Below are 14,259 nucleotides of genomic sequence, written 5' to 3'. Positions count from 1 at the left end.
GGATCGAGCTTGACATGAAGCGAACAGATGCGCGAAGCCTCAGCGATGAGGCGCTGAACGAACGATTGCGGCAGGCGGTGCGCTGCCGCTTGCAAGGTTGCGGGCTGAAAGAGTCTTCCGCGCTGTGCAGCCTTGGGCTGACGGCGGCCAATGATGCTTGGCAACGCTATCAGCGCGGGGGATGGAGAGCCGTTGAGGTATGCCGCAGCGGGCGGCCGCAAGGCAGCGGCATGATCCTGACGCAAGAGCAGCAGAAGCAGACACTTCGGCTGATCGCTGACAAGATGCCCGATCAATTGAAGTTGCCCTATGCGCTGTGGTCACGCAAGGCCATCGCGCTGTTGATCAAAGAACGCTTCGGCGTAGTGCTGCCCGAACGCACGATGACCGACTACTTGAGCCGTTGGGGCTTCAGCGCACAGAAGCCGATGCGCCGCGCAGCAGAACAGCGGCCCGAACTGGTGCGCAAGTGGCGTGAAGAGGTCTATCCGGCGATCAAGCGCAGGGCCGAATTGGAGGGCGCGGACATCCATTGGGGGATGAGACCGGCCTGCGCAATGATGATGTGCGTGGACGGAGCTTCGCCAAGCGTGGCAAGACGCCGGTGGTGCGTGTGCTGAACAAGCGCTTCGGCCGTTCGATCATCTCCACCATCACCAATCGCGGCCAGATGCGGTGGATGGTCTTCAAGGGCGCCCTTGATGCGGAGATCTTCCAGGATTTCCTCGCACGTTTGATCAAAGGGGCAAAGCGCAAGGTGTTCCTCATCCTGGACAACCTGCCGGTGCATCATGCCAAAGTCCTGCGCCCATGGCTGGAAAAGCACAAGGAGCGCATCGAACTGTTCTTCATGCCGGGCTACTCACCCGAACTCAACCCCGTGGAGGTGGCCAATGCCGACCTGAAGAAGAACGTGACCAGCGCTCCGCCGCCGCGCACCGAGGAGCAACTCGTTGAGAACATCTTGGCCCATTACCGAAGCGTGTCCAAGAAGCCCAAGCACATCAAAAGCTACTTCGGTCACCCCGATGTTCGATATGCCGCATGAAACCGGATCTTCACCACCGGCTCAGTAGTTTGTAATACGTGTACACTTTGGGGCCATCTCTGACCTCGAACTTCTCACCGACGATTACGTCTGGCTCTTTGCCATCAAGGTCAACAGCCATGATTGGTGTGTTCCCCGCGAATTGATAGGGTGTATACCAAGGGTACTCAGCTGCAATCGGATCCACACTGAAGAACCTGCCCACGCGCGTGTCGTAGGCCCGCATCCCGTAGTCCTGGAACGTACCCGTGGCGCCGTGGACCTCGTTGTCGTTCTCTTTGCCGTTGAACCCGAACCTGTAACCGGCGAGGTCCCCCGGCCAGTGCCTCCCGGGCATCAGTGATCCGAAGGGCTCATAGTCCTGGCATCGCCCCGTAGACCGCATACCCGAAGCTAACGAAAAAAGCCCCCGGCCGGTGGCCGAGGGCTTTCGATCGATCGCGTCCGGGCTTAGATGCCCAGGTTGTCCTTGAAGGCGCGGAACTCGAGGTCCTTGCGGGCCTTGTCGGCCAGCTTGGCGTCCTTCTGCACGGCCAAAGCGAGGTTGTTGCGCACCATGTCGCCGTTGTTCTGGCGGGCGCCGCAGATGGCCATCAGGTAGTGGCCTTCGGCGCTGTCCTTGTCCGGGCTGCCCTCCAGCATGCGCTGCGCGGCGGCGGCATCGCCGCTGAGCAGCTTGGCCAGGGCGCTGTTGAAGTCGTTCACCCCGCTGAAGCTGCTGTTGGCGCTGCCGTAGTCGCCGTTCTGGATGTGCACGATGCCCATGTTGTAGCTCACCTCCGGACCGGCGGCGGTGGACTTCTTGTAGAGCTCCATGGCCTTCTTGCGGTCGCCCTTCAGGCGGGCGCAGGCCCCCAGGTTGTTGGTGCTGATGGGGTTGTCCTGGATGCTGTTGGCCCTCTGGAACTGCGCCTCGGCCTCGGCCAGGCGGTTCTGCTGGAAGTGGATGTAGCCCACGTTGTTGGCCCCGCGGTAGTCCGTGGGGTGGATGCGCTCGGCTTCCTTATAGATGCGGAGCTGCTCGTTCATGTCCGTGGTGAGCGTGGCGGAGAAGAGCAGTTCCTCGATGGTGAGGCTGTCCGGCATGGTGCGGCTCATGGCCGTGAGCTGTTCATCGGTCTTGCCCACGCGCTCGTAGTTCAGCTTCACCTCGCTGCGGCGCAGCTTCGGCAGGATGCTCTCGCGGATCTCCGTGTAGGTGGCCGCCATGTTCTTGATCTCGCTCTCGCGCTTGTTCACATCGGGGTACATGCCCAGCACACGCAGCACCAGGTCCTTGTCCGCGAAGCTGCTCGCCTTCATCTCCCGCTCGAAGCCGTCCCAATCCTCACCGTGGCTCGTGCTGGTGAACAGCGAGTCGCCCTTGGCCAGCTTGTTGCGGCCCAGTTCGGCCTGCAGCCAGCGCATGGCATGCTTGTCCCGCTTGTTGGCGAGGCCCTCGTTCATGTCCACCTCCCCTTCCGGCGACGCGTACGCATCGATGCGGACGCCCTTGATCACCACGTTCGGGTTCTTGGCGTTGGCCTTCAGGAAGTCCTGCATGGCCTTCACATCGGCATCCTTCATGTCCCCGTTCACCGGCCCATCGCTGGCCACGTTGTAGTTGAGCTGCAGGTCCTGGCTGTGCTGGGTGATGCGCTGGAAGGCATCCTTGGCCATGATCACCTTGTCGTCGCTCTTCACCAGGTACGGCGTGGTGATGACGCCGTCGGCGATCTTCACCGGGTCGAAGGGCTTCTCCTTCTTGCCCTGCTTGCCGAGGATCTTGATCATCAGCTCGCTGGTCTCCATGCTCGGCGCGTACGCCACCTTGTCGGTGTAGTTGAAGTCCTTGCCGCTCTCGTAGGGGATCACGGTGTAGTTGCCCGCGGCGCCCTCGCCCTGGAACCCGGCCATCTTCAGCGGGGTCTCGCCCCCGGCATAGGTGATGGCGGGGGTCAGCTCCACCTGGGCCTTCTTGTAGAAGTACTTGCCGGGGAAGTTGCCTCGGATGTTCACGGCCACACTGTCGCCTTGGACGATGAGGGGGTTGGGGTCGACCGTGTACTTGATGGTCTCGGCGTACTTGGTCATTTTGCCCAATCCGCCGCAGCCGGCCAGAAGGAGGGCTGAGCAGGCCAGGAAGGCCATGCCGCGCAGGGGGACGTGTTTCATGCGTTCGGGATGCTGATGGTCAGGAGGTTCCGGGCGCAAACATAACAACGCCCCCGTGGGCGGACCGGGATGATCCGGCCAATTCTCCACGGCGCCCTGTGGATCAGAGCTGCACGACGTCGAACGGCTTGACCTGCGGGCCCTCCAGCCGGGTACACAGGGCTTCGTACGCGCCTTGGTCCCGCAGCAGGTCGTGCCCGCCCAGGTCCACCACGAGCACCTGCGAGCCGTCGGTCTTCTGCAGGTGGTCCATGTACAGCTCGCGGAGGCGCTCCAGGTAGTCCGGCCGGATGTCCTGCTCGTAGCTGCGGCCCCGCTCGCGGATGCGGTCGCGCACCCGCTCCAGCGGCAGATGGAGGTACACGATGAGGTCGGGGCGTGGCAGCGAGCCGAACATGATGCGGTACAGGTCGCGGAAGAGCGTGTTCTCCTCGGGGTTCAGGGTGGCGCTGGCGAACACGAGCGATTTGCCGATGGAGTAGTCGGCCACGGTGCGCGGCGCGAACAGGTCCTGCTCGCTGGCCCGTTTCAGCTGGTGGTAGCGCTGCGCCAGGAAGCTCAACTCCACGGCGAACGCGTACCGCTGCGGGTCGGCATAGAAGCGCGGCAGGAAGGGGTTGTCGTCGAACTCCTCCAGCACCAGGCGGGCGCCCCAGCGTTCGGCCAGCCGCCGTGCAAGGGTGGTCTTGCCCGCGCCGATCAGGCCCTCCAGCGCGATGTAGCCGTGGTGCATGGCGCCGCGAAGTTGGGCGATCAGCGCCGCAGGTCGTCCAGCACCTGCAGCAGGGTGCGGTCCCGGCCGGGGGGTACGGCCAGCGGTAGCAGGTCGGCGGCCGGGGCCAGCGCGAAGGCGCGCTCATGCAGGCGTGGGTGCGGCACCTGCACCCCGGGCCGGTCGATGCGCTCGGCGCCCCACAACAGGATGTCGATGTCGATGGGGCGCGAGGTGTAGCCTTCGACGCCGCGCACCCGTCCCAGCTCGCGCTCGATGCCCAGCAGCCGGTGCATCAGCTCCTCCGGAGCGAGCTCCGTGCCGATGAGCAGCGCGCGGTTGAGGAAGAGGGCGGTACCGGCGAAGCCCCACGGCTCGGTCCAGTGGTCGCGGCTGCGGGCCAGCACCGGGCCGCAGCGTGCGGCGATGGCCTCTTCGGCCCGGGCGAAGGTGGCCCGCACATCGCCCTGGTCGGCACCCAGCAACAACAACACCTCGGCCCCCATGCGGCGAAGGTATCCGGCACCTTCCATCCCCCCCGCCCACCGCTGGTGTGATCGCGGACGCGCACCACTTGCGGGCTCGGGTACTTTCGGCCTCCGAACGAAACGACCTCCTGACCATGGGCCAGTTCCTCAAGTACGTCTTCGCCTCCATGCTGGGCTTTCTGCTGGTGTGCGTGCTGCTCTTCGTCCTGCTGCTCGGCATCGTGGCCGCTGCGGGCGCCTCCTTCGGCGACAAGGCGCCCACGGTGAAGAAGGGTTCGGTGCTGCATCTCCGCCTCAACGACCAGATCGTGGACCGCGGCCGCAAGGACGACCTGGAGCTGGACTTCGGCCCCTTCCAAGGTGCCGGGCGCACCGGGCTCGACGAGCTGCTGGAGAGCATCGACAAGGCCGGCCGCGATGAACGCATCAGCGGCATCTTCCTGGAGCCCACGATGCTGAACACCGGCAGCGCCACCGCCCAGGAGATCCGCCGCAAGCTGATGGAGTTCCGCACCACCAGCGGCAAGCCCATCTACGCCCATTCGGAGTTCCTCACCCAGGGCACCTACTTCCTGGCCAGCGCGGCCGATTCAGTGTTCGTGGTGCCGGAAGGCGACCTCGACTTCCGAGGCTTGCAGGCGCAGCTCACCTTCTTCAAAGGCCTGTTCGACAAGGCCGGGGTGGACATCCAGTTCATCAAGGGCAGCAACAACAGGTACAAGAGCTTCGGGGAGTCGTACACCGAGACGGAGATGACCCCGGCCAACGAGGAGCAGCTCGGCGCGCTGATCGACGGCATCTGGGACCAGTACCTGGAGGCCATCGCCGCCTCGCGCCACCTCGACAAGGCCCGGCTCGACCGCATCGCCGACAGCCTTGAGATCCGCCAGGCGGCCGATGCCCATCGCCTCGGACTGGTGGACGGCGTCCTTTACCGCGACGAGGTGCTCGCGCTGATGAAGAAGCGCTTCGGCGTGGAGGAAGGCCACGACCTGGAGCTCGTGACCCTGGGCACCTACAAGCGCGCCAGGGTGAAGGGCGACGACGTGATCACGGGCACGGCGACCGCCAAGGCGAAGGTGGCCGTGGTGTACGCCACCGGCGGCATCAGCAGCGGCAAGGGCGACGAGGAGAGCATCGGCAGCGAGACCCTCTCGGAGGCCATCCGCACGGCGCGTGAGGACAGCACCGTGAAGGCCATCGTGCTGCGTGTGAACAGCCCCGGTGGCAGCGGCCTGGCCAGCGATGTGATCTGGCGCGAGATGGAGCTGGCCCGCGCGGCCAAGCCCGTGGTGGTGAGCATGGGCGATGTGGCCGCCAGCGGCGGATACTACATCAGCTGCAACGCCAACACCATCTACGCGGAGCCCAACACCATCACCGGCAGCATCGGCGTGTTCGGCATCATCCCCAACATGCAGGAGCTGCTGAACGAGCACCTCGGGGTGACGGTGGACGGGGTGAAGACCAACCACTACGCCGACCTGTTCGACGTGTCGCGTCCCCTGCGTGCCGATGAACGGACCCTGATCCAGGAGCTGGTGGACCGGTTCTACGAGAACTTCAAGGCCCGCGTGGCCGAAGGTCGCAAGATGACCGTGGCCCAGGTCGACAGCGTGGGTCGTGGCCGGGTGTGGACCGGAACGGACGCCAAGCGTGTCGGTCTGGTCGATGAACTGGGCGGGCTGGAGGACGCCATCACCGCCGCCGCCCACATGGCCGGGCTGGAGAGCTACCGCACCGTGGGCTATCCCGAACAGGAGGACCTCTTCAAGAGCCTGATGAAAAGCCTGAACACCCAGGCCTCGACCTATGTGGAACGCGAGGTGCTGGGGCTTGACCCCGATGTGGTGCGTCAGGCCCGCGAGCTGCAACGGGTGAAGCAGGCCACCGGCATCCAGGCCCGCATGCCGTTCAGCATCGAGGTGCACTGACCCGTCCTGAAACAGCGAAGGGCCGTTCCGAAGAACGACCCCTCGACTGCCCTAACGATCGGTCCACTGACCAAAACCTGAGGTTGGTACGGCGACCCCGGGCGGCAGGTTGCAGTGCGCAGGAAAAAAAATCCGGTCCTCAGACCAGTTCGACGTGGAACCCGCTGTGGTTCCGGACGTTGAGCACACGGCCGTCCGCCCACACCAGGTATTGGCCCTTGATGGCGGCCAGCGTACCCGATACCTCCGCTTCCTTGTCCAGGTTGATGCTCTTCACCTTGGGCGGCAGGTGGTCCACGGGATAGCGCAGCACCCACACCGCGTCATCGGGCAGGGCGTGTGCCATCAACTCCTGCGGCAAGGCGCCCAAGGCCCGGGGCCGTTCGGCGATCAGCGCATCGGGCGCGGGATCCATCGGGCGCAGCATGGCCCGCCAGTCCGTGCGGTCCGCGAGCACGCGCTTGAGGGCCACTTCGATCAGGCCTGCGAGCTGGCGGTAGGGCGTGCGCGCGATGGGCAGGGCCAGCACCGCGCCCTGGTCGATCCAACGCACCGGCACCTGCGTGCTGCGGGTGACGCCCACCTTCACCCCGCCGGTCCAGCTGAGGTAGACGATGTGCTCCTGATCGTGATGTTCGCGCTCCCATGCCGGGTCGCGCCCCTCGCCCAGATGGGCCCGGCACAGTTCGGGCCGGACGATGCACTCGGAAGCCTCCGGCGCATCGCGGAAGCAGGGGAAGCAGAAGCCCTGGCCGAAGAACTTCGTCACGCTCCGCCCGCAGACCACACAGGTCTTGGCGCCCGTGGCGCGTACCGTCAGCGGGGTTCCCACACGCGCGTTGAGGTCCACCGTGGACCCGTCCAAGCGCATGGCGTAGCGCACCTCGCCGGTGTGCGGGGAGGTGCCGGTGACCAAGGCGGCGCTGAGCTTGCGGAGGGGTCCGGCGTGCATGTCGGCGGCGGGTCCTTACCTTTTCGGCACAAGATAGCCGCGCCAACGGTCCCCACCCGACCCCGACATGCCCGTCAACGCGCTGTTCTCGTTCCTGATCAAGAAGCGGTTGCAGCAGATCAACCTCTTCCGCGACAACCCGCACGAGGCCCAGCTGGAGGTGTTCCACCACCTGGTGCGCAGCGCCCGCCATACCGAATGGGGCAAGCGCCATGAATACGGCAGCGTGCGCGACCCCGATGTGTTCCGCGAGCGGGTGCCCCTGCAGGACTACAACGACGTGCGTCCCTATGTGGAGCGCATGCGGCAGGGCGAGCAGAACCTGCTCTGGCCCACGGACGTGAAGTGGTTCGCCAAGAGCAGCGGCACCACGCAGGACCGCAGCAAGTTCATCCCCGTGACGCGCGAAGCGCTGGAGGACTGCCACTACAAGGGCGGCAAGGACCTGATCGCGCTCCACTACGAGCAGTTCCCGCAGAGCAAGCTGTTCATGGGCATGAGCATGGTGGTGGGCGGCAGCAGCACCATCGAACGGCTGCGACCGGACGCCTATGCCGGCGACCTGTCGGCCATCATCATCCGCAACCTGCCCATCTGGGTGGAGTTCCGGCGCACACCCGCGATCGAGGTGGCGCTGTTGGACAAGTGGGAGGAGAAGATCGAGCAGATGGCGCGCGAGACCATGCGCGAGGATGTGCGCTGCATCGCCGGTGTGCCCAGCTGGACCCTGGTGATCCTGCGCCGGATCCTGGAGCTCACCGGCAAGAGCCACATGCTGGAGGTGTGGCCCAACCTGGAACTGTTCATGCACGGTGGGGTGAGCTTCCGGCCTTACCGCGACCAGTTCGCCGCGTTGTTCCCCTCACCCACCATGAACTACCTGGAGAGCTACAACGCCAGCGAGGGCTATTTCGCCATCCAGGACCGGCACGGTGCGGACGACCTGCTCCTGATGCTGGACTACGGCATCTTCTTCGAGTTCATGCCGCTGGACCAGGTGGGGCGCGAACGGCCGGAGACCAAGCTGCTGCACGAGGTGGAGGTCGGGCGGCAGTACGCCCTGGTGGCGAGCACCAATGCCGGCCTCTGGCGTTACGTGCCCGGCGACACCGTGCGCTTCACCAGCGTGCGCCCCTACCGCATCCAGGTGAGCGGTCGCACCCGCAGCTTCATCAACGCCTTCGGCGAGGAGCTCATCGTGGAGAACGCCGATCGGGCCATCGAGGCCGCCTGCCGTGCGCACGGCGCCGTGGTGCGCGAGTACACCGCCGGGCCCATCTACCAGAGCGCGACCGGACGCGGGGGGCACGAGTGGCTCATCGAGTTCGAGCGCGCGCCGCAGGACCTTCACGCGTTCACCGCCATCATGGACGGCACGCTGCGTGAGGTGAACTCGGACTACGATGCCAAGCGCACCGGGGATCGCATCCTTGCCCGGCCCCTGGTGCATGCCGTGCCGTCGGGCACCTTCCACGAATGGATGAAGCAGCGCGGCAAGCTCGGTGGCCAGCACAAGGTGCCGCGCCTGGCCAACGACCGCAGCTATCTGGAACAGTTGTTGCCACAAGCGGTGCCGTGATGCTGCGCACCATTTCCGCCTTCGCCCTTTTGGCCGCACTGCAGGTCACACCCCAGAGCCTGCCCGTGGTGGAGGCGGTGATCGAGGGGCGCTACGACGCCTTCACCACCGATGAGCTGGGCAACGTGTATGCCCTACGCGGCGACGAGCTCGCCCTGTTCAACCCGCGCGGGGAGAGCTGGCTGCGCAACAGCGTGAAGACCTTCGGCCGCATCGCCGTCCTCGATGCGTTCTACAGCCTGAAGCCCCTGCTCTTCAGCGCCGAACAGGGTCAGTTGGCCATGCTGGACAACACCCTCAGCCTGCAGGGCAGCGTGATCAACCTGCCGCGCAGCGGTTTCCCGCAGGTGGTGCTGGCCTGCGCCAGCGTGCAGAACCACTTCTGGTTCTTCGACCAGCGCGAGGGTGAGCTGATCCGCGTGGACGCGCAACTGCGGCCGGTGGCGGCCACCGGCCGCATCGACCAGCTCATCGGCCTCACCCCCGAGCCCGTGCAGATGCAGGAACTGGACAACTGGCTGTACGTGAACTCGCCGAAGCATGGCATCCTGGTGTTCGACATCTTCGGCACCTACGCCCGCACCATACCCCTCACCGGGGTGGAACGGTTCGAGGTGCGCCACCGTTCGCTGTACCTGGTGCGCGAGGGACGGTTCGAGCGGTTCGACCTGCGTGCACTGGACAGTTCGCCCCTGCCGCTCCCTGCACTGCGCGAGGGCGAGGTGCTGCGCGACGCCCGCGTGGAGCAGGGCCGCATGATGCTGCTCCTGCCCGACCGCATCGTCATCGCCCGGCTGCCTTCGCCCTGACTTTTCCACAACGGCGCACGGCGCGTCGGGCGGCGGATATCTTCGCCATCCCGCTTCAGCACCGCCACCATGCACATCGCGATCGCCGGCAACATCGGTTCAGGCAAGACCACCCTCACACAGCTCCTGGCCAAGCACTACAAGTGGGACCAGCTGCAGGAGGCCGTGGACAACAACCCGTACCTCTTCGACTTCTACAAGGACATGCAGCGCTGGAGCTTCAACCTCCAGATCTTCTTCCTCAACAGCAGGTTCGAGCAGTTGCTGGAGATCCGCCGCAGCGGGCGCAGCGTCATCCAGGACCGCACCATCTACGAGGACGCCTTCATCTTCGCTCCCAACCTGCACGCGATGGGGCTGATGACCACGCGCGATTTCGAGAACTACTTCCGCCTGTTCCAGAACATGGACAGCGCGATCATGCCGCCCGACCTGCTGATCTATCTGCGCGCCAGCGTGCCCAACCTGGTGAAGCAGATCGCCGAGCGCGGCCGGGAGTACGAGAACGGCATCAGCATCGACTACCTCAAGCGCCTCAACGAGCGCTACGAGGCCTGGATCAGCACCTACGACAAGGGCAAACTGCTCATCATCGATGTGGACGACAATGCGTTCCACGTGAAGCCCGACGACCTGGGCAGGATCATCCAGTCCATCGACGCGGAGATCCACGGCCTGTTCCCGACGGAGACACCCTCCACCAACGGCCACGCCAAACCCGCGAAGGCAACCACCAAAGCGCCGGCCAAGGCGACCGCGAAAAAGCGCTGAGAATGCCCGTTGGCGAAGCGATCGCGGAGTTCATCGCGGAAGTGTTCGCACAGGGTGCTTTGGAAGGACTGCTGGGCCTGGTGCGCAGGCTGGGTGCTTGGGTGCGTAGCCTGCTCATCCCCAAGCTGACCTACCGCTCAGCATTACGCGGTAGCTGGAACAGGCGGGTGGGTGCGTTGGTCCTGCTACTTCTCGTTGCGGCCGTTGCACTGATCACCTGAACAGGCGTTCGGAGCACATGCTGCTATCAACGGAGAACGCCGCGCTCAAGAGCGCGGCGTTCTCCGTTCGGGGCCCCTCGTTCAGAACCGGTCGCCGAGGTCCAATGCGGCGGTCACGCGGTCCGTCGCAGGCGCCTCGGGCAGGCTGGCATCGCTGCTGCCGGCCGGCATGTTCTGCATCACCGGCGCCGGTGTGGCAGCGTGATGACCGGTCTCCGCGATGTGCGGCGCGATGATCAGCGCTACGATCGAGGTCAGCTTGATGAGGATGTTCATCGAGGGGCCGCTGGTGTCCTTGAAGGGGTCGCCCACGGTGTCGCCGGTCACGGCCGCCTTGTGGGGGTCGCTGCCCTTCTTGTAGGTCTGCCCGTCGATCAGCACACCCTTCTCGAAGCTCTTCTTGGCGTTGTCCCACGCACCGCCCGCGTTGTTCTGGAAGATGCCCATGAGCACCCCGCTGACGGTGATGCCGGCCAGCAGGCCGCCGAGCGCCTCGGGGCCGAAGGCGAAACCGACGATCACCGGGCTGAGCAGCGCCAGGGCGCCGGGCAGGATCATCTCGCGGATCGAGGCCTGGGTGCTGATGGCCACGCACTTCTCGTACTCGGGCTTGGCCTTGCCTTCCATGATGCCGGGGATCTCCCGGAACTGACGGCGCACTTCCTTCACCATGTCCATGGCCGCCTTGCCCACCGCGCTGATGGCCATGCTGCTGAACAGGAAGGGGATCATGCCGCCCACGAAGAGCATGGCCAGCACATCGGCCTTGTAGATGTCGATGGCCGTGATGCCGGCGAGGCCCACATAGGCGGCGAAGAGCGCCAGGGCGGTGAGGGCGGCCGAGGCGATGGCGAAGCCCTTGCCCGTGGCGGCCGTGGTGTTGCCGGTGGCGTCGAGGATGTCGGTGCGCTCACGCACCTCCTTGGGCAGGCCGCTCATCTCGGCGATGCCGCCCGCGTTGTCGCTGATGGGACCGAAGGCGTCGATCGCGAGCTGCATGGCGGTGGTGGCCATCATGCCCGCAGCGGCGATGGCCACCCCGTAGAGACCGGCCAGCTGGAACGCGCCGAAGATGCCCGCGGCCAGCACGAGGATCGGCAGGAAGGTGCTTTCCATGCCCACCGCCAGACCGCCGATGACGTTGGTGGCGTGCCCCGTGCCGCTCTTCTGCACGATGCTGTCCACCGGCTTGCGGCCCATGGCCGTGTAGTACTCGGTGATGTAACTCATCAGGAAGCCCACCACCAGGCCGAGCACGATGGCATAGAACACGTTCATGCGCTCGATCTGCAGCACCACCTCGCCGCGCTGGAAGGTCATGGTCTCCGGCAGCATCCAGCCGATGACGAAGAAGCTGGCGATGGCCGTAAGAAGGATGGAGCCGATGTTGCCCTTGTTGAGGGCGGCCATCACGCTGTCCGTGTCCTTGCTGATGCGTACGAAGAAGGTGCCGATGATGCTGAACAGGATGCCGAGGCCGGCGATGAGGATGGGCAGCAGGATCGGGGCCATGCCACCGAAGTTGTCGGCGCTCACCACCTCGCGGCCCAGCACCATGGTGCTGAGGATGGTGGCCACGTAACTGCCGAAGAGGTCGGCGCCCATGCCGGCCACATCGCCCACGTTGTCGCCCACGTTGTCGGCCACGGTGGCGGGGTTGCGCGGATCGTCCTCGGGGATGCCGGCCTCCACCTTGCCCACCAGGTCGGCGCCCACATCGGCGGCCTTGGTGTAGATGCCACCGCCCACGCGGGCGAAGAGCGCGATGCTCTCGGCACCCAGGCTGAAGCCCGCGAGCACCTCGAGGGCCTTCATCATCTCCTCGCCATTGGGGCTGGCGCCGTTGACATACATCTTGTAGAACACGATGAAGAGCACGCTGAGGCCCACCACGGCCAGGCCGCTCACCCCAAGGCCCATCACCGTACCTCCGTTGAAGCTCACCTGCAGGCCCTTGGCCAAACTGGTGCGGGCCGCCTGTGTGGTGCGCACGTTGGCCTTGGTGGCGATGTTCATCCCGATCCAGCCCGCGAACGCGCTGAAGAAGGCCCCGATCAGAAAGGCGACGGCGATCACCCAGTCGGTGTGGTCCTGTACCCGTTCAAGCTCGGCGCTCCACGCGAGAAGGACTGCCGCGATCGCTGCGAAAATGATGAGGACCCTCCACTCGGCCTTCAGGAAGGCGCTGGCCCCCTTGGCGATGTAGCCGGCCAGCTCCTGCATGTTGGCATCGCCGGCGTCCTGCTTGCTCACCCACATGGCCTTGGCCACCATGACCACCAGGCCCACCACGCCCAGCACGGGCAGGTAATACATCAGTTCAACTCCCATCTCGTTCTGTGTTGTGTATGGTCTTGTCCTTCAGCGCCTTCCACCCCCATCGGACGGAAGAGGGCCGCGAAAATAGAAAAGTCCTGACGGAGTGCTGAGCGGTGAGTGGCGAGGAACGAGTGGCGAGTGAATCCCAGCACCACGACCGTGGTCGGTCCGGGCGGCATTCACTCGCCACTCGGCGCGTATGGTCTTGCGCGCAGCCACTCGCCACTCAGTACGCAGGTCCTGTGCGCGGGCACTCGCTGCTCGCCGCTCCCCTCACTTCCGCAGGTACATCACCTCCTTCACGGCGGCGATGACGCGGGTGGGGTTGGGGAGGCTGGCCTCGATCAGCGGCGGGCTGAAGGGCAGCGGGGTGTCGGCCTGGTTGATGCGGAGCACGGGCGCGTCGAGGAAGTCGAAGGCGTCCTTCTGCACGCGGTAGGCCACCTCGCTGGCGATGCTCACCATCGGGAAGTTCTCGTCGACCACCACCAGGCGGTTGGTCTTCTTCACGCTGGCCAGGATGGTGGCGGTATCCAGCGGGCGGATGGTGCGCAGGTCGATGACCTCGGCGTTCACCCCCTCCTTCTGCAGCTCTTCCGCAGCGGCCAGAGCCACCTTCATCATCTTGCCGAAGCTCACGATGGTGACGTCGGTCCCCTTGCGCGCCACGTGGGCCAGGCCGATGGGCACGAGGTACTCGCCGTCGGGGATCTCGCCCTTGTCGCCGTACATGCGCTCGCTCTCCATCACCAGCACGGGATCATCGTCGCGGATGGCGCTCTTGAGCAGGCCCTTGGCATCGTAGGGGTTGCTGGGCGTCACCACCTTGAGGCCGGGGATGTTGGCGTAGAAGGCCTCGAAGCTCTGGCTGTGGGTGGCGGCCAGCTGACCGGCGCTGCCGTTGCCCCCACGGAACACGATGGGGATGTGGAACTGGCCACCGCTCATCTGCAGCATCTTGGCCGCGTGGTTGATGATCTGGTCACTGGCCAGGATGGCGAAGTTCCAGGTCATGAACTCCACGATGGGACGCAGGCCGTTCATGGCGGCGCCCACGCCGATGGCCGTGAAGCCCAGTTCGCTGATGGGCGTGTCGATGATCCGCTGCGGACCGAACTCCGCGAGCATGCCCTTGCTCACCTTGTAGGCGCCGTCGTACTCGGCCACCTCCTCGCCCATGAGGAAGACGGACGGGTCACGGCGCATCTCCTCGGACATCGCCTCGTTGAGGGCCTCGCGGTACTGAATGGTGCGCATGGGCGTGGAAATGGG

The 14,259-nt window shown here is 65.4% G+C and carries 12 protein-coding genes and 1 pseudogene; 6 read left to right on the top strand and 7 right to left on the bottom strand.

Features of this window, described 5'->3' with window-relative positions; translation table 11 throughout:
• Nucleotides 1-14 precede the first annotated feature (14 nt).
• Nucleotides 15-1,048: pseudogene (locus tag IPJ87_17650) on the top strand (IS630 family transposase).
• A gap of 10 nt (nt 1,049-1,058) precedes the next feature.
• Here the strand turns inward: IPJ87_17650 and IPJ87_17645 are convergent.
• The 4 genes from IPJ87_17645 to folK all read right to left on the bottom strand — a co-directional run bounded on the left by IPJ87_17645 (nt 1,059) and on the right by folK (nt 4,420).
• Nucleotides 1,059-1,385 carry a hypothetical protein gene (locus IPJ87_17645; protein MBK7943670.1) on the bottom strand — a complete coding sequence of 109 codons (327 nt, stop codon included), beginning with the start codon at nt 1,383-1,385 and terminating at the stop codon, nt 1,059-1,061.
• Nucleotides 1,386-1,498: 113 nt separating this feature from the next.
• Nucleotides 1,499-3,202: a hypothetical protein gene (locus IPJ87_17640; GenBank protein ID MBK7943669.1), complete on the bottom strand. Its 1,704-nt coding sequence runs from the start codon at nt 3,200-3,202 to the stop codon at nt 1,499-1,501.
• A 103-nt stretch (nt 3,203-3,305) separates the two neighbouring features.
• The gene (locus IPJ87_17635; protein MBK7943668.1) at nt 3,306-3,935 is read right to left on the bottom strand and encodes a deoxynucleoside kinase; all 630 of its coding nucleotides are present in this window, start codon (nt 3,933-3,935) and stop codon (nt 3,306-3,308) included.
• Between the two features lie 20 nt (nt 3,936-3,955).
• Nucleotides 3,956-4,420 carry a 2-amino-4-hydroxy-6-hydroxymethyldihydropteridine diphosphokinase gene (folK, locus tag IPJ87_17630; protein MBK7943667.1) on the bottom strand — a complete coding sequence of 155 codons (465 nt, stop codon included), beginning with the start codon at nt 4,418-4,420 and terminating at the stop codon, nt 3,956-3,958.
• A 116-nt stretch (nt 4,421-4,536) separates the two neighbouring features.
• Here folK and sppA point away from each other — a divergent pair, with 116 nt between their 5' ends.
• Nucleotides 4,537-6,336 (top strand): signal peptide peptidase SppA, encoded by a 1,800-nt coding sequence (gene sppA / locus IPJ87_17625; GenBank protein ID MBK7943666.1) that lies wholly within the window; start codon nt 4,537-4,539, stop codon nt 6,334-6,336.
• A gap of 139 nt (nt 6,337-6,475) precedes the next feature.
• Here the strand turns inward: sppA and IPJ87_17620 are convergent, their stop codons facing one another.
• Nucleotides 6,476-7,288 carry a DUF2797 domain-containing protein gene (locus IPJ87_17620; GenBank protein MBK7943665.1) on the bottom strand — a complete coding sequence of 271 codons (813 nt, stop codon included), beginning with the start codon at nt 7,286-7,288 and terminating at the stop codon, nt 6,476-6,478.
• A 67-nt stretch (nt 7,289-7,355) separates the two neighbouring features.
• Between IPJ87_17620 and IPJ87_17615 the strand changes: the two genes are divergently transcribed.
• The 4 genes from IPJ87_17615 (at nt 7,356) to IPJ87_17600 (ending at nt 10,668) form a co-directional block, all read left to right on the top strand.
• Nucleotides 7,356-8,867, top strand: a complete 1,512-nt coding sequence (locus tag IPJ87_17615; protein ID MBK7943664.1) for a GH3 auxin-responsive promoter family protein — start codon at nt 7,356-7,358, stop codon at nt 8,865-8,867.
• Nucleotides 8,867-9,676 carry a hypothetical protein gene (locus IPJ87_17610; GenBank protein MBK7943663.1) on the top strand — a complete coding sequence of 270 codons (810 nt, stop codon included), beginning with the start codon at nt 8,867-8,869 and terminating at the stop codon, nt 9,674-9,676. The genes IPJ87_17615 and IPJ87_17610 overlap by 1 nt, the downstream gene beginning before the upstream one ends.
• 69 nt (nt 9,677-9,745) lie before the next feature.
• A complete protein-coding gene (locus tag IPJ87_17605; GenBank protein ID MBK7943662.1) occupies nt 9,746-10,447 on the top strand; it encodes a deoxynucleoside kinase in 702 nt (233 codons plus the stop codon).
• Nucleotides 10,448-10,449: 2 nt separating this feature from the next.
• Nucleotides 10,450-10,668 carry a hypothetical protein gene (locus tag IPJ87_17600; GenBank protein MBK7943661.1) on the top strand — a complete coding sequence of 73 codons (219 nt, stop codon included), beginning with the start codon at nt 10,450-10,452 and terminating at the stop codon, nt 10,666-10,668.
• Nucleotides 10,669-10,749: 81 nt separating this feature from the next.
• On the opposite strand, the gene IPJ87_17595 is transcribed toward IPJ87_17600, so the two are convergent.
• On the bottom strand, nt 10,750-12,999 hold the full coding sequence (locus IPJ87_17595; GenBank protein ID MBK7943660.1) for a sodium-translocating pyrophosphatase: 2,250 nt from the start codon (nt 12,997-12,999) through the stop codon (nt 10,750-10,752).
• 261 nt (nt 13,000-13,260) lie between these two features.
• Complete coding sequence (locus IPJ87_17590; protein ID MBK7943659.1) at nt 13,261-14,244, bottom strand: pyruvate dehydrogenase complex E1 component subunit beta; 984 nt, start codon at nt 14,242-14,244, stop codon at nt 13,261-13,263.
• Between the last annotated feature and the right edge of the window lie 15 nt (nt 14,245-14,259).

This window comes from Flavobacteriales bacterium (assembly GCA_016713875.1).
Lineage (GTDB): Bacteria > Bacteroidota > Bacteroidia > Flavobacteriales_F > PHOS-HE28 > PHOS-HE28.
This window is presented reverse-complemented; position numbering and strand designations above follow the sequence as displayed.